We start from the raw sequence: 14561 nt of genomic DNA, 5'->3' as shown, positions 1-14561 counted from the left end.
CGGCTCCCCGGCCGCCAGCGCCTCCGCCCGCGGGGGTCGAGTAGCCTCGTACCGACGACAGCACGCCCGTTCCAGCACGTAGGAGACCTTCAGCTGATGTCCACGATCATCTACACGCGCACCGACGAGGCCCCCCTGCTGGCGACCTACTCGCTCAAGCCCGTCATCGAGGCGTTCGCGGGCGCGGCCGGCATCGAGGTCGAGACGCGCGACATCTCCCTCGCCGGTCGCATCCTGGCCCAGTTCCCCGACCGCCTGACGGAGGACCAGCGCCAGCCCGACGCCCTGGCCGAGCTGGGTCGGCTGGCCACCACGCCCGAGGCCAACATCATCAAGCTGCCGAACGTCTCGGCCTCGGTGCCGCAGCTCAAGGCGGCCGTCGCCGAGCTGCAGTCCCAGGGCTACGACCTGCCCGACTACCCCGAGTCGCCGCAGACCGAGGAGGAGCGCGAGGTCCGCGCCCGGTACGGCAAGGTCATGGGCTCGGCCGTCAACCCCGTGCTGCGCGAGGGCAACTCCGACCGCCGGGCGCCCGACGCCGTCAAGAACTACGCCCGCTCCCGTCCGCACTCGATGGGCGAGTGGAGCAGCGACTCCCGGACCCGGGTGGCCACCATGGGCGAGCACGACTTCGCCACCAACGAGAAGTCGGTCGTCGTGGAGTCCGCGGGCGCGCTCTCGATCGTCCACGTCGCCGAGGACGGCACGGAGACCGTGCTCAAGGACTCGGTGCCGGTGACCGCCGGCGAGGTCGTGGACGCCACGTTCATGGACGTGCAGGCCCTGCGCTCCTTCCTCGCCGAGCAGGTCGACGCGGCGGCGCAGGAGGACGTCCTCTTCTCGCTGCACCTGAAGGCCACGATGATGAAGGTCTCCGACCCCATCATCTTCGGGCACGCGGTGGAGACCTTCTTCGCCGACGTCTTCGAGCGCTACGGCGAGCAGCTGGCGGCCGCGGGCCTCTCGTCCGACGACGGTCTGGGCGGCATCCTCGCCGGGCTCGACGCGCTGGGCGAGCAGGCCGACGAGGTGCGGGCCGCGGTGCAGGAGCGGCTCTCGCACCTGCCCCGCCTGTCGATGGTCAACAGCGACAAGGGCATCACGAACCTGCACGTGCCGAGCGACGTCATCATCGACGCCTCGATGCCCGCCATGATCCGCAACGGCGGCAAGCTCTGGGGCCCCCAGGGCGAGGAGGACGACACGCTGGCCGTCATCCCGGACTCCTCCTACGCCGGTGTCTACCAGGCGGTGATCGAGGACTGCCAGGCCAACGGCGCCTTCGACCCGACCACGATGGGGTCGGTCCCGAACGTGGGGTTGATGGCCAAGAAGGCCGAGGAGTACGGCTCGCACGACAAGACCTTCGAGATCGCCGCCCCGGGCACCGTCCGGGTCGTGGACGGCTCGGGCACCGTGCTCCTGGAGCACCAGGTCGGCGCGGGCGACATCTGGCGCGCCTGCCAGACCCAGGACGAGCCGATCCGCGACTGGGTCAAGCTCGCCGTCACCCGTGCCCGGGCGACCGGCGACCCGGCGGTCTTCTGGCTGGACGAGGCCCGCGCCCACGACGCCAACCTCATCGCCAAGGTGGGCGCGTACCTGGAGGAGCACGACACCGACGGGCTGGACATCCGCGTGCTCTCCCCGGTCGAGGCCACCAGGCTCTCGGTCGAGCGCCTGCGCGCCGGCCAGAACACCATCTCGGTCACCGGCAACGTGCTGCGCGACTACAACACCGACCTCTTCCCCATCCTGGAGGTCGGCACCAGCGCCAAGATGCTCTCGGTCGTCCCGCTCATGAACGGCGGGGGTCTGTTCGAAACCGGCGCCGGCGGGTCCGCCCCCAAGCACGTCCAGCAGCTCCAGAGCGAGAACTACCTGCGCTGGGACAGCCTCGGGGAGTTCCTGGCCATCGCCGAGTCGCTGCGCCACCTGGCCGACCGGGACGACAACCCCCGCGCCCGCGTGCTCGGGAACGCCCTCGACGTCGCCACCGAGAAGGTGCTGACCGAGGACCGCTCCCCCGCCCGCAAGCTGGGCCAGATCGACAACCGCGGCAGCCACTTCTACCTGGCCCTCTACTGGGCCCAGACCCTCGCGGCCCAGGACGAGGACCCCGAGCTGGCGCAGCGGTTCGCCCCCGTCGCCGAGGAGCTGTCCGCCAAGGAGGAGCAGATCGCCCAGGAGCTGCTCGACGTGCAGGGCTCCCCGGTCGACCTCGGCGGCTACTACCACCCCGACGACGCCAAGACCTTCGCGGCCATGCGCCCGTCGGCGACCTTCAACGCGGTCATCGACGCCCTGCGCGGCTGACCGGACGCCGGCGCCCCGGGCGACGACCGTCGTCCGGGGCACCGGGTGCCCCGTCCGCGCCGGGGGCTACTCCTGCGGGAGCAGCTTCAGCCCGACCACGCAGGCGATGATCCCGGCGATGAGCAGCACCCGGGCGAGGGTGAACGGCTCGGCGCCGGTCATCATCGCCCAGGCCACGGTGGCGCTGGCTCCCACCGCCACCCAGACGGCGTAGGCCGTGCCGGTGGGCAGCTCGCGCATCGCCCACCCCAGTCCGACCATCGAGACGGTCAGGGCGAGGAGGAACACGGCGACCGGGCCGGGACGCAGACCGTCCATCCGGCCCAGGGCCGTGGCCCACACCGCCTCGAACAGGCCGGACACGACAAGGACGAACCAGGACATGAACCCTCCACGTGGTCGTCTTGTCGCGATCCGGGTACGACCACCCTCGTCCGGGAGCCGGTCGGGCTCGTCGCCCAGGCTAGCAAGCCGTCCCCGGGGGCGAGGATGACCACGCTCCTGCCCGGCGGTCGGCCGCGGCCGGCCCGCAGCCACGTCGGGGTGGGCCTCATCCTGGCCGCCGTCGTCCTGGTCTCGATCAACCTGCGCCCCGGCGCCTCGTCCGTGGGACCCGTGCTGGCCGAGCTGACCGCGGACCTGGGGATGGGCCCGGCCTCGGCCGGTGTGCTCACCGCCCTGCCCGGCCTCTGCTTCGGCGCCGTCGGCGCGCTGGCGGTGACGCTCGCCCGGCGGCTGGGGCTCAGCGCCGTGGTCGCCGCCGGCGTCCTGGCCGTCGTCCTGGGTCTCGTGGCCCGTTCCTTCGCCGGCTCCGCCTGGGTGTTCCTGCTGGCCTCGACCCTGGCGCTGGCCGGCATGGCGGTGGGCAACGTCCTGGTCCCGGCCTGGATCAAGCGCCACTCCCGCGACGGCGGCGTCCGCCTCATGACGTTCTACAGCACCGGGCTGACGCTCGGCGGGGCGCTCGGCGCGGCCCTCGCGGCCCCCGTGGGCCAGGCCAGCGGAGCCGGGTGGCGGGCAGGCCTGGGGGTATGGGGCCTGGTCGCCCTCGCCGCGCTCGTCCCCTGGGTGCTCCTGAGCGCGGGTGAACGGCATACCCTCCGGCTGGGGAGGACCCCCGCACGACCCTTCGTGGGTCGCATCGCCTCCTCCCCCACCGCAGTCGCCCTCACGGCGCTGTTCGGCATCCAGTCGATGAACGCCTACGTCCAGTTCGGCTGGCTCCCGCAGATCTACCGCGACGCCGGGCTCAGCGCCACGAGCGCCGGACTGCTGATGTCGCTGCTCACGGCGCTGGGCATCGTCGGGGGTCTGCTCATGCCGACGGTGATCGCCCGGTCGCGCACGCTCGCGCCGTGGATGGTGGCCTTCGGCGTGCTGCAGGTCTCCGGATGGGCCGGCCTGCTCGTGGCCCCCGGCACGCTACCCTGGCTGTGGGCCGGGTCCCTGGGTCTGGCCGGGTTCGCCTTCCCGACCGCCATCGCGCTCCTCACCGCCCGGTCCCGCAGCCCGCAGGTCACCGCCCGGCTGTCGGGGTTCGTGCAACCGGTGGGCTACGCCCTGGCGGCGACCGGACCGTTCGCGGTGGGCCTGATCCACGAGGCGACCGGCGGCTGGACCCTCGTGCTCGTCCTGCTCATGGGCTCGGGGGTGCTGATGACCCTGGCGGGGCTCCGGGTGTCGCTGCCCGTGTACGTCGACGACGAGCTCGCCCGTCCCTGATCCGGACGTCGGTTGCCACACCCTCGACGACGGCGTCCCCCACACCCTCGGCGACGGGTCCGACACCCTTCGCGACGCCGTCCACACCCTCGGCCCCCGCCGGGGGCGGGGACGCCGCCTCTGTGGACACGGGCTGTCCCCGGTGGCGGTCGTGCGACGGTGGGTGCACCGAGTAGACGCGAGAGGGGAGCACCTATGGAGGGGACCGAGAGTGGAGGGACCGAGGGTAGAGGGACCGACGGGGTCGCGTGGGAGGACCTGACACCTGACGGCGGGCTCGACGGGAGCGGGTCCATGACCGCCGGTCTGCTGCCGACGACCGGGGCGGCCTCGCGGCCGGTCGCACCGTCCTCCCGGCCGGCCGGGACGACCCCTCGGCCGGCCCGGAATGGCCTGCCCTGGACCGACGAGGACTACGAGCGGCTGGTGGGCGGCTGCCGCCGTGGAACGGGGCTGGAGCCGCTGGCCGAGGAGCTGGGCCGATCCTGGGTCGCCGTCCTGGACCGCGCCCGACGGATGCTGCCCGTGGACGAGCGCGGCCTGCCACGCGACCGGGCCCTCCCCCGGTTGGCCGAGCTGCTGGAGCAGGACCCCGCCTACGACTGGGCGGCGGCTCTGCGCACCTCTCCACCGCCGCCACCCGTCGAGAGGCCGGTGTACCTGCGGCGGGGGCTGGAGGGGCTGAACCCGGAGGAGCTGCTGGAGATCGCCGAGGTGTTCGTCCTCGAGCACCGGGGAGGCCATCGCGTGCGCGACCGGCTGCTGACCCGGGTCCGGGCCGAGGGCCTGTGGGAGGACCTGGAGGCGACGGTCGGACGGACGCTGGTCCAACGGGCCCTGGATCCTGGCGGCACGGACCCGGCTCACGCCCCCTGGGGCTCCTGGGGGCCGGCGTCGATGGACGGGGTCGGGTGGTTCGACGAACCCCCGTGGCACGACGCACCACGGCTGGCCGACGAGCCTTCCCGGCACGAGGAGCCACCGCCGACCGACGACCCTGGGTGGTAGGACCTGCGCCGAGGGTCGCCGGGCCGCCGTCGAGGGGGACCTGCTCCTGGCCCCCACCCGTGTTCCACGGCGAGGACCTCACACGGCGAGGACCTCACACGTTGAAGCGGAACTCCACGACGTCGCCGTCCTGCATGACGTAGTCCTTGCCCTCGATCCGGACCCGGCCGGCCTCCTTGGCCTTCGCCATCGACCCGGCGGCGTCCAGGTCCTCGAACGAGACGACCTCGGCCTTGATGAAGCCGCGTTCGAAGTCGGTGTGGATGACACCGGCGGCCTGCGGCGCGGTCCACCCCTTGCGGATGGTCCAGGCGCGCGTCTCCTTGGGGCCGGCCGTGAGGTAGGTCTGCAGGCCGAGGTTCTGGAAGCCCACCCGGGCGAGCTGGTCCAGGCCGGGCTCGTCGACCCCGACGGACTCCAGCAGCTCCCGGGCCTCCTCGTCGTCCAGCTCGGCCAGGTCGGCCTCGAGCTTGGCGTTGAGATAGATCGCCTCGGCGGGGGCCACGACGGCGGCCAGCTCGTCGTGCAGCGCCTCGTCGGTCAGACCGTCCTCGTCGAGGTTGAACACGTAGAGGAAGGGCTTGGTCGTGAGCAGCCCGAGCTGGCGGGCGAGCGCCATGTCGACCCCCGCGGGCGGTCCGGCGGTGAACAACGTGTCCCCCGCCTCCAGCACCGTCCGGGCCGCGAGCGCGGTGTCGAGGACCTCCTTGTCCACCCGCTTGCCCTTGACCTCCTTCTCGAGCCGCGGGACGGCGTTCTCCAACGTCTGCAGGTCGGCCAGGACCAGCTCGGTGTTGATCGTCTCGATGTCGTCGCGCGGCGAGACCTTGCCCTCCACGTGCACGACGTCGTCGTCGCGGAAGGCGCGCACCACCTGGCAGATCGCGTCCGCCTCGCGGATGTTGGCCAGGAACTTGTTGCCCAGCCCCTCCCCCTCGCTCGCACCGCGCACGATCCCGGCGATGTCCACGAAGCTGACCGTGGCCGGCAGGATCCGGGCGCTGCCGTGGATCTGCGCCAGCCGGGCCAGCCGGTCGTCCTTGAGCGGGACCACCCCGACGTTCGGCTCGATCGTGGCGAACGGGTAGTTCGCCGCGAGCACGGAGTTCTTGGTCAGCGCGTTGAAGAGGGTCGACTTGCCGACGTTGGGCAGGCCGACGATTCCGATGGTGAGTGCCACGGGGTCAGGAGTCTAGCCGCCGGACGGCCCGTTCCCGTCACCGTGCAGGCCGGCCACCGCCCGCTCCACCCAGGGCGTCACCTGCGCGGCCCCCTGGCGCGACAGGACGATCGAGTAGTGGTTCACGTCGCCGACCTCGACCACCTCCAGGAGGGGGTATGCCGCCTCCCACCGGCCCCTGAGGTCCGCGGGGTAGAGCGGGGGCACCTCGTCCATGAGCCCGCGGGGCGCCAGCAGCCAGGGCGTGGGCCCGGGCAGGTGCTCCAGGGCCCGCAGGACGTCGTCCCCGTCGACCAGCTGGCGGATGTCCCCCTGCAGGGCCTCCACCCTGGTGGCGGCCCGCAGCTGCGGCTCGACCCCGACGAGGTCGTAGTCGGCGTAGGCCTCGACCAGCTCCGACCAGCTCGTCGCGAAGGCCGGGTGCGCGCGCCAGGTGTCCCGGTAGTCCTGGGAGGTGGCGAAGGTCTGCTCCAGCCGGGCGGCCGCCGGGCCCAGGGTGGCCGAGGCCAGCTGGTCGGGGCTGACGCCGGCGGGTGGGGTCAGCGGCAGCCCGCCGTCGACGAGGACCAGGGAGGTGACCAGCCCGGGGTGGCGGTGGGCGAGCACGACGCCGACGAAGGCCCCCATCGAGTGTCCGACGACGACGGCCGGTCCGCCGGTCCCGAGAAGGCGCAGGGCGGCCGCGACGTCGTCGGCGTGCCGGGCCATCCCGTACGGACCGGGCAGGTCGCGCGACCTGCCGCGTCCGCGCAGGTCCGGTGCGATCACCCGCACGTGCGGGAGCAGCTCGGCGGTGGCCGCCCAGGCCAGGTGGGAGGAGGTGATGCCGTGGACGAGCAGGACCGTCGGTGCGGAGCCGTCGCCGTCGCCGTCGACGGAGCCGGCCACGGGTTCCCACACGCCGCACACCAGGTCCCCGCCGTCGACGGCGACGCGCTCGGTCCGGTGGCGCGGGCCGGTGACCTCGGCCACGGACGGCGGCAGGGTGGGCGTGCTCATGGCTGGGTCCTCCTGGGGTCCTGGTCCGCACCGGGCGGGGTGACGATGAGGGCCACGATGTCCATGAGCGCCTCGAAGACGTGCGGCGGGACCCCGTCCGGGTGGCCGGCGCGGGTGGCGGCCTCGCCCTCCCAGAGCACCCACCGCATACCGATGAGCTCACCCGCCCCCATGAGCACCCACGCGGCCACGGTCGGGTCCACCCGGCCCAGCTGGCCGTCGTCGCGGGCGCGGGTGAGCGCCTGCTCGTAGCCGGCGAGGATGCTGCCGTAGTGGTCGCGCATCGCCTCGGGGGAGACGAACTCGGCCTGCCGCACGATGCGGTAGAGCGCGGGGTGCTCGGCGGTGAACCGGAAGAACGCGCTGAAGCCGGCGCGCTCGGCGCTGAGCCGGTCCGGTGCGGCGTCGGCGGCGGCGGTCATGGCCGAGCGGACCCGGCGGTTGAGGTCGTGCACGACCTCGTCGAAGATCTCCTTCTTCCCCGGGAAGTGCACGTAGAAGGTCCCCAGCCCCACCCCCGCCTTCTCGGTGATCCGCACGATGGAGGCGTCCGGGTAGCCGACGTCGGCGAAGACGTCCTCCGCCGCCTGCAGCAGCCGGGCACGGGTGCGGGCTCCCCGGGCGGTCCGGGGCGCGGTCACCCCGCCGGCGCTCACGGACGGCCCTCCGCCGCGCGCTCGCCGGCGGGCCGCGCGTCGGCCCGTCCGTCCAGCTCCGCGACCAGGCGGCGCACCGCCGGACGGTCGACCTTGCCCACGGCGACGAGGGGCACCTCGCGCACGAGGTGGATGCGCGCGGGCACCTTGAACGCGGCCAGCTCGCGGCGGCAGTGCTCCAGCAGCTCGGTCTCGTCGGTGGGCACGCCCGGCCGCGGCTCGACCACGGCGACGCCCACCTCCCCCCACCGCTCGTGGGGGATCCCGGCGACGGCCGCCTCGTGCACGGCCGGGTGGCGGCGCAGCACGCCCTCGACCTCGGCGGGGGCCACGTTCTCCCCGCCGGAGATGAAGATGTTCTTGAGGCGGTCGACGATGCGCAGATATCCCTCGTCGTCGCGGGTGGCCACGTCGCCGGTGGCCAGCCAGCCCTCGCGCAGGGCCCTGGCGGAGGCCTCGGGGTCGTCCAGGCAGCCGCTGAACAGCCCCGGACCGCGCACGACGAGCTCGCCCGTGCCCGCACCCTCGACCCGGCGCCCGGTGGCGGGGTCGACGAGGTCGACGTCCACGTGGGGGTACGGAACGCCCGCCCAGCCGGCCCGCGCGGTCGCCTCGTGCGGCGGCAGGCACAGGACGTTGGGGCCGGCCTCGGTGAGCCCGTAGCCCTGGGTCAGCGCGACGCCCCGCTCGTGGTAGGTCCGCAGCAGCGGCGCCGGCATCGGCGCTCCGCCCACGACGGCGCTGCGCAGGCTGGTCAGGTCGGCGGTGGCGAAGCTGCGGTGCTCGGCCATGAGCAGGTAGTGCGTCGGCACCCCCATCATCGTGGTCACCCGGTGCTCGGCGACCAGGGCCAGCACGCGGCCGGCGTCGAAGGAGCGCTCCAGCACGACCGTGGCCCCGGTCCACAGCGCCAGCAGGGGCTGCACGTTCCAGGCTCCCACGTGGAACTGCGGCAGCACGGCGAGCACGACGTCGCCGGCGGTCAGCTCCACGGTGCGGGAGAGCGAGAGGTTGGTCCAGAAGCACGCCCGGTGCGACAGGACGGCCGCCCGGGGCGCGCTCCCGCTGCCGCTGGTGAGCACGACGAGGAGCGGGTCCTCGTCCTCGACCGGCCCGTCCGGTCCCGGCCCGGGGCGCACCTGGGGCACGTGCCCCTCGCCGTCCAGGCTCCCCAGGTATGCCGTGGGGACGGGGGTGCGGGCCCCGTCACCGGCGGCGCGGGCCAGGTCGGCGGTCTCGTCCTCGGCGACGAGCAGCACCGGGTCGACGGTGTCCAGCTGACGGGCGAGCTCAGCGGTGGTGGAGCGCCAGGAGAGCGGCGCGAGCGCGGCACCCAGGCGGGCGCAGGCGAAGAGCAGCACGACGTGACCGGCGCTGTTCCCGACGAGGGTGGCCACCCGGTCGCCCCGGCCCAGCCCGGCGGTCCGCAGACGCTCGACCATGCTCTCCACGCGGTGGTGCAACCCGGCGTAGTCGAGCGGGACCCCCCGGTCGACGACGGCGACGTGGCCGGGGTCGATCCGCGCCCGGTCGGCCGGCCAGCGGCCGAGCGTGTGCAGCCCGTCCCTGCTCGTGCCCGGACCCACGGTCACCTCACCTCCAGGGGTTCCCGGACGTCGTCCGGGTCGCCCTCCTGCGCAGACGTGGCGGGCTCCGACGGGGAGGCTCCGCCGTCTCCGTGCGGTCCGCTGCGACGCCCGACCACCCGTGCCACCGTACCGGCGAGGCCGCCGGGCAGGAAGAGCACGACGAGGACGAAGAGGGTGCCGAGGATGAACAGCGGCTCGGACAGGGGGATGCGCAGGACGGCGGGGAGCTCGTCGACCCATCCTGCCTGGGAGAGCACCGTGAGGCGCTGGCTGAGCAGGACGTAGAGGATCGCGCCGGCGACGGCGCCCCACCGGGAGCCGACCCCGCCGAGCACCACCATGAGCAGGAGGGAGATCGTGAACTCCGCGCTCATGATCGTCGGCACCGCGCCGGAGTTGAGCAGCAGGTGGACCATGCCCACCATCGAGGCGATCACGGAGGCGGACACGAAGATCGCGAACTTGACCATGAAGGGACGCATGCCCAGGACCCGCACCCGCAGCTCGTTCTCGCGCACCGCCTCGGCCACGTGGCCGGCGCGGCTGTTCTGCACCCACGCGGTGAGCAGGTAGGCCAGCACCAGGACCGCGAGCGCCAGCCAGTAGAGGTTGCGCGTGTCCGCGACGCCGACGAGGTAGCCGGGGACGTGCTCCGTCGGCAGGCGCAGCCCCTCCTCGCCCCCGGTGAGGCGCTCGGGGTCCCGACGGACCCAGACGTACCCGGCCTGGGCGAAGGCCAGCGTCACCATGGCGAAGGGGATGCCGGTCACCCGCAGGCTGACCGCACCGAGGACGGCCGACATCACCACGGCCACCACGAGGGTCAGCAGGGCGGCGGGCACCAGCCCCAGCTCGAGCTCGCGCATGATGATCCCCAGGCCGTAGGCACCGAGGCCGAAGTAGAGCGCGTGCCCGAAGGACAGCAGGCCGGCGACCCCGAACAGCAGGTGGTAGGACAGGGCCACCGCCGCCATGACCCACGCCAGCGCGAGCAGGTGCAGGGTGCCGGGGGTGTAGGTGGCGCCGGGCAGGACCCCGGGGAGCGAGACGTCGAGCAGCGGCAGGGAGGCCAGCAGCACGACGAGGCCGAGGGGCGCCAGCAGCCGGAGCAGCGGCGTGCGACGTCGCGTCGCGGGGGTCGGGCCGCTCATGTCGCCACCTTCTTTCCCAGGAGACCGGTGGGTCGGGTCAGCACGACCACCGCCAGCAGGATGACGACGGCGAAGTCGCCGTAGCCCCAGTAGTAGTTCGCGAACTGCTGCAGCACCGCCACGAGCACCGAGGCGACGGCGGCGCCGGTGAGCGACCCCAGCCCCCCGATCACGGTGACGATGAAGGCGAAGATCAGCAGGGTCTGGCCCAGGACGGGCGAGACGTAGCCGAAGTAGTGCGACGCGAGCACCCCGCCCATCCCGGCCACGGCGCCGCCGATGGAGAAGATGAGGGTGAAGGCGGTGCGGACGTCGATGCCCAGCGCGGTGACCATCGACCGGTTCTCGACCCCGGCCCGGATGATCATCCCGTAGCGGGTGCGCTGCAGGAAGAGGACGAGCGCGACCAGGACGACGACGGCCACGACGATAGCGACGAAGCGGTCGTTGGGCACGTTCGCGCCGCCCACCGTCGTGGTCCGGGCCATCCAGGCCGGGCCGCTGATGAAGCGGGGGTCGGTGCCCCAGATCCCGTCGAAGAGGGCGACGACGGCCAGGGCGAGGCCCACGGTGATGAGGACCTGCTCGATGTGCCGCTCGTAGAGGCGCTGCACCAGGAAGCGCTCGGTGAGCGCGGCGAAGGCCGCGCCGGCCAGGGCCCCGACGAGGAGCGAGGCGACGAAGCCCGCCCAGGTCGTGGCACCCATCCGGGCCGCCACCTCCCAGCCCATGAAGGCGCCGAAGGTCAGGAAGACGCCGTGGGCGAAGTTGAGCACGCCCATGAGGCCGTAGATCAGGGACAGGCCCGAGCTGACGAGGAAGTAGATGGCACCGAGACCGACGCCGGTGATGAGGAGGAGGACGACGGTGCTCATGCGGCTCCTGCCGGGGTGCTGCCACCGTGCACGCCGAGCAGGCGCTGGGTGGCGACGGGGTCGTCGAGGAAGGCGGCGGCGTCGCCGTGGTGGACGCTGCGGCCGTCGGTGAGGACGACGACGTGCTGCGCCAGGTCGCGCACCACCTGCAGGTTCTGCTCGACGAGCAGGACGGGAGCCACCTCGGCCGCGCGGGCCAGCGCCCGGGCGACGTCGGTGACCAGACGGGGGGCCAGCCCCTTCGTCGGCTCGTCGATGAGCAGGACGCGGTTCTCGTTGAGCAGGGCACGGGCGAGGGAGACCATCTGCTGCTGACCGCCCGAGAGCGTGCCTGCGGTCTGGGAGGTGCGCTCCTCCAGCTCGGGGAAGAGCTCGTAGACGAGGTCGTAGCGGTAGGAGCCTCCGCGGCGCTCGGCGAGCCGGAGGTTCTCCCCGACGGTCAGCCCGGAGAAGACCTCGCGGTCCTCGGGGACGTAGCCCACCCCCATCGAGGCGATCTTGAAGGTGGGCAGCGTGCTGATGTCCTGCCCGTCCAGCTCGATGGTGCCCGCCCGGCCGATGAGCCCCATGACGGCCCTGATCGTGGACGTCTTGCCGACGCCGTTGCGGCCGAGCAGGGCGGTGACGCCGGTCGGTGCCACCTCGAGGTCGACGTGCTCGACGACCTGCTGGCCGGCCACGTTGGCCGAGAGGTCGCGCACGACCAGGACGGGACCGGGCGAGGCCTGCGCGGACGCACGCGCCTCCCCGGGCCGCGGGGAGGCGTCCGGTGACGACGGCGACGGGGTGCGCGACGTCATACCGTCTCCCCCAGGTAGGCGCTCTGCACCGTGGAGTCTGCCATCACGGCCTCCGGGGTGTCGATGGTGAGCAGGGTGCCGAAGTGCAGCACGGCGACCCGCTCGACCAGGCCGAGCAGCACCTCCATGTGGTGCTCGACCATAAGAACGGTGCGGCCGTGGTCTCGGTGCAGGCTGCGGATGACCTCGGTGAGGCCGTCGACGTCGCCGGAGGCGACGCCGGCCATCGGCTCGTCGAGCAGCACGACGGAGGGGTCGGTGGCCAGCAGCATGGCGATCTCGAGCTTGCGCTTGTCGCCGTGGGGCAGGTCCCCGGCCATCCGTCCGACCCGGTGTCCGAGCCCGACCTCATGGAGCAGCTCGAGGGCCCGGCGCGAGGCCGCGTCCCCACGACGGGGGAAGCTGAGCAGGGACAGCGCCCGCCCCTCCTTGACCTGGGCGGCCAGGCGCACGTTCTCCTCCACCGTCAGGCGCGGGAACAGGGAGGAGGTCTGGAAGGTGCGTCCCAGGCCGGCGGTGGCCCGCTGGGTCACGCTTCGACCGGTGATGTCGCGGCCGCCGAGCAGGACCTGGCCGGCGGTGGGTGCCATGACGCCCGAGACCAGGTTGAACAGCGTGGTCTTGCCGGCACCGTTGGGACCGATCACCCCCACGATCTGACCGGCGGGGACGGCGAAGCTGACGTCCTGGAGGATCTGGGCTCCCCCGATCCGCAGCGACAGGTCGCGGACCTCGAGCGCGGGGGCGGCGGAACCGGCCGCCCCCGCGTCGGAGGTCGTGGTGACGTCGGTCACTTGCCGGACGCCTCCGGCGGGGCGACCTTGTCGGCGGGGACCGTGTCGACGAGCTCGGGCACCCAGGCGTCCCCGTCCTGGGTCAGGGTGGCGGTGAACATCGGCTGGATGAGCGCGTGGTCGCTCTCGCGGATGGACGTGGTGCCCTTGGGCCCCTCGAACTCCCATCCCTCGAGCGCGTCGATCATCGCGTTGACGTCGTCCCCGCCCTCGGCGACGGCCTGCACGATCATCTGGCCGGCGACGAAGCCGTCCGGGGTGAACAGATCGGGGGTGCCGCCGGCCTCGGTGACGTGGTCGACCAGGGCCTGGTTGACCTCATTGTCGGCGGCACCGGGGAAGTAGTGGGACAGGAAGCTGATCTTCTCGCCGATGGGGCCGTAGGCGGAGAAGGTGGCGCTGTCGGCCAGCCCGGTCACGACCGGGGCGACGTCGAAGACGTCCTGCTGGTCGAGCGACTGCCACATGCTGCCCGCGGTGGCCCCGGCCCAGGCGACGAAGATCAGGTCGGGCTCCGCGTCGATGACCTGACGGGCGAAGCCGGTGAACTCGGTGGCGTCCTCGGGCACGAGGACGCTGTCGACCTCGGCCCCCTCGGCGCCGAGAACGGCCTCGACGGCGGCGAGGTTGCCCTGGCCGAAGGCGTTGTCCTGGGCGAGGACGACGACCTTGCCGCTCGCGTCGTCGAGCATGGCGCCGGCCGTCGCCACGTCCTGGAGGGACTGGCGGCCGGAGCGGAAGGTGAACTCGTTGATGCCGGTGACGGCGTCGGCGGCGGCGGGGCCGGAGATGTAGAGGACCTCGTTCTGGGCCGCCTGCTCGGCCATGGCCAGCGCGATGCCGGACACGACCGTGCCGCCCATGATCTTGAAGTCCTGGCCGATGAGGTCCTTGGCGGCCGCGACCGCGGTGTCGGGGTTGCCCGCGTCGTCGCGGTAGGTCAGCTCGATGGGGGTGCCGTCGACCTCGCCGGTGCCGTCGGTCGCGTAGTCGATGCCGGCCTCGAGGCCCTCCTTGTACTGCTTGCCGTAGGCGGCGAGGGGCCCGGTCTCGGAGTAGATGATGCCGACCTGGACGGGTTCGCCGCCGCCCTCCTCGGCGGCGGCCTCGGTCCCCGTGCTGGCACCTCCGTCCGGCTCGTCGGCAGACCCGGAGGAACCGGAGTCCGAAGGGGCGCAGCCGGCCACGGTCAGGACCGCTGCGGTGGACATGAGGGCGAACAGTCGGGTGCGGATCACCGGGAACACTCCTTCGTGCACGACGAACCTGAAAGGTGATTCAGGTTTCGACGGGAACGCTAACGAGGTGCGTCCGGCGTGTCAACGGCGCGGGGATCACGATCCGGTCACGGCACCGTCGGCGCGTCGGGCCCGGGGGTCCTGCCGCAGTGACCGTGCGGGACCGGGGTGTGTCGGCCGGGGGTGTGTCGGTCCGGGGTGTGTCGGCCGGGGGTGTGTCGGTCCGGGGTGCG

General features: G+C 73.1%; 13 protein-coding genes and 1 riboswitch. Of the genes, 3 read left to right on the top strand and 10 right to left on the bottom strand.

Annotation, left to right across the window (positions count from 1 at the left end):
* Positions 1 to 96: 96 nt before the first annotated feature.
* Positions 97 to 2316 (top strand): NADP-dependent isocitrate dehydrogenase, encoded by a 2220-nt coding sequence (locus ACWHYA_RS09020; RefSeq protein ID WP_425941760.1) that lies wholly within the window; start codon positions 97 to 99, stop codon positions 2314 to 2316.
* Positions 2317 to 2382: 66 nt separating this feature from the next.
* Here ACWHYA_RS09020 and ACWHYA_RS09015 read toward each other — a convergent pair whose 3' ends face one another.
* On the bottom strand, positions 2383 to 2700 hold the full coding sequence (locus tag ACWHYA_RS09015; RefSeq protein WP_425941762.1) for a DMT family transporter: 318 nt from the start codon (positions 2698 to 2700) through the stop codon (positions 2383 to 2385).
* A 9-nt stretch (positions 2701 to 2709) separates the two neighbouring features.
* Positions 2710 to 2774, bottom strand: a riboswitch (guanidine-III (ykkC-III) riboswitch).
* 31 nt (positions 2775 to 2805) lie between these two features.
* Between ACWHYA_RS09015 and ACWHYA_RS09010 the strand changes: the two genes are divergently transcribed.
* Positions 2806 to 4038 (top strand): MFS transporter, encoded by a 1233-nt coding sequence (locus tag ACWHYA_RS09010; protein ID WP_425941763.1) that lies wholly within the window; start codon positions 2806 to 2808, stop codon positions 4036 to 4038.
* Between the two features lie 294 nt (positions 4039 to 4332).
* On the top strand, positions 4333 to 5046 hold the full coding sequence (locus ACWHYA_RS09005) for a hypothetical protein (RefSeq protein ID WP_425941765.1): 714 nt from the start codon (positions 4333 to 4335) through the stop codon (positions 5044 to 5046).
* Positions 5047 to 5140: 94 nt separating this feature from the next.
* Here ACWHYA_RS09005 and ychF read toward each other — a convergent pair whose 3' ends face one another.
* From ychF to ACWHYA_RS08960, 9 genes are read right to left on the bottom strand one after another with little or no spacing between them, the layout of a single operon-like run.
* Positions 5141 to 6226 (bottom strand): redox-regulated ATPase YchF, encoded by a 1086-nt coding sequence (gene ychF / locus ACWHYA_RS09000; RefSeq protein ID WP_425941767.1) that lies wholly within the window; start codon positions 6224 to 6226, stop codon positions 5141 to 5143.
* Between the two features lie 12 nt (positions 6227 to 6238).
* Entirely contained in the window at positions 6239 to 7225 is a 987-nt protein-coding gene (locus ACWHYA_RS08995; protein WP_425941768.1) for an alpha/beta hydrolase, read from the bottom strand.
* Positions 7222 to 7881: a TetR/AcrR family transcriptional regulator gene (locus ACWHYA_RS08990; protein ID WP_425941770.1), complete on the bottom strand. Its 660-nt coding sequence runs from the start codon at positions 7879 to 7881 to the stop codon at positions 7222 to 7224. The genes ACWHYA_RS08995 and ACWHYA_RS08990 overlap by 4 nt, the downstream gene beginning before the upstream one ends.
* Positions 7878 to 9473, bottom strand: coding sequence for a class I adenylate-forming enzyme family protein (locus tag ACWHYA_RS08985; RefSeq protein ID WP_425941772.1), 1596 nt, complete (start codon positions 9471 to 9473; stop codon positions 7878 to 7880). Before ACWHYA_RS08985 ends, ACWHYA_RS08990 begins: the two co-directional genes overlap by 4 nt.
* A complete protein-coding gene (locus tag ACWHYA_RS08980) occupies positions 9470 to 10621 on the bottom strand; it encodes a branched-chain amino acid ABC transporter permease (RefSeq protein ID WP_425941773.1) in 1152 nt (383 codons plus the stop codon). The genes ACWHYA_RS08985 and ACWHYA_RS08980 overlap by 4 nt, the downstream gene beginning before the upstream one ends.
* Complete coding sequence (locus ACWHYA_RS08975) at positions 10618 to 11496, bottom strand: branched-chain amino acid ABC transporter permease (protein ID WP_425941775.1); 879 nt, start codon at positions 11494 to 11496, stop codon at positions 10618 to 10620. Before ACWHYA_RS08975 ends, ACWHYA_RS08980 begins: the two co-directional genes overlap by 4 nt.
* Positions 11493 to 12296 (bottom strand): ABC transporter ATP-binding protein, encoded by an 804-nt coding sequence (locus ACWHYA_RS08970; protein ID WP_425941777.1) that lies wholly within the window; start codon positions 12294 to 12296, stop codon positions 11493 to 11495. The genes ACWHYA_RS08975 and ACWHYA_RS08970 overlap by 4 nt, the downstream gene beginning before the upstream one ends.
* Positions 12293 to 13090 (bottom strand): ABC transporter ATP-binding protein, encoded by a 798-nt coding sequence (locus ACWHYA_RS08965; RefSeq protein ID WP_425941779.1) that lies wholly within the window; start codon positions 13088 to 13090, stop codon positions 12293 to 12295. The genes ACWHYA_RS08970 and ACWHYA_RS08965 overlap by 4 nt, the downstream gene beginning before the upstream one ends.
* Positions 13087 to 14301 (bottom strand): substrate-binding domain-containing protein, encoded by a 1215-nt coding sequence (locus tag ACWHYA_RS08960; RefSeq protein WP_425941852.1) that lies wholly within the window; start codon positions 14299 to 14301, stop codon positions 13087 to 13089. The genes ACWHYA_RS08965 and ACWHYA_RS08960 overlap by 4 nt, the downstream gene beginning before the upstream one ends.
* Positions 14302 to 14561: the final 260 nt, after the last annotated feature.

The organism is Ornithinimicrobium carbonis (assembly GCF_977012275.1).
Note: the sequence above shows the minus strand (reverse complement) of the source record. Positions and strands in the feature narration are given on the sequence as shown.

What these genes read in the sequence shown, in the direction of transcription:
- ACWHYA_RS09010 (WP_425941763.1), top strand. Translation starts at nt 2,806, where the DNA reads ATGACCACGCTCCTGCCCGGCGGTCGGCCGCGGCCGGCCCGCAGCCAC.
- ACWHYA_RS08980 (WP_425941773.1), bottom strand. Translation starts at nt 10,621, where the DNA reads ATGAGCGGCCCGACCCCCGCGACGCGACGTCGCACGCCGCTGCTCCGG.
- ACWHYA_RS08970 (WP_425941777.1), bottom strand. Translation starts at nt 12,296, where the DNA reads ATGACGTCGCGCACCCCGTCGCCGTCGTCACCGGACGCCTCCCCGCGG.
- ACWHYA_RS08960 (WP_425941852.1), bottom strand. Translation starts at nt 14,301, where the DNA reads ATGTCCACCGCAGCGGTCCTGACCGTGGCCGGCTGCGCCCCTTCGGAC.
- ACWHYA_RS09005 (WP_425941765.1), top strand. Translation starts at nt 4,333, where the DNA reads ATGACCGCCGGTCTGCTGCCGACGACCGGGGCGGCCTCGCGGCCGGTC.
- ACWHYA_RS09015 (WP_425941762.1), bottom strand. Translation starts at nt 2,700, where the DNA reads ATGTCCTGGTTCGTCCTTGTCGTGTCCGGCCTGTTCGAGGCGGTGTGG.
- ACWHYA_RS09020 (WP_425941760.1), top strand. Translation starts at nt 97, where the DNA reads ATGTCCACGATCATCTACACGCGCACCGACGAGGCCCCCCTGCTGGCG.
- ACWHYA_RS08995 (WP_425941768.1), bottom strand. Translation starts at nt 7,225, where the DNA reads ATGAGCACGCCCACCCTGCCGCCGTCCGTGGCCGAGGTCACCGGCCCG.
- ACWHYA_RS08975 (WP_425941775.1), bottom strand. Translation starts at nt 11,496, where the DNA reads ATGAGCACCGTCGTCCTCCTCCTCATCACCGGCGTCGGTCTCGGTGCC.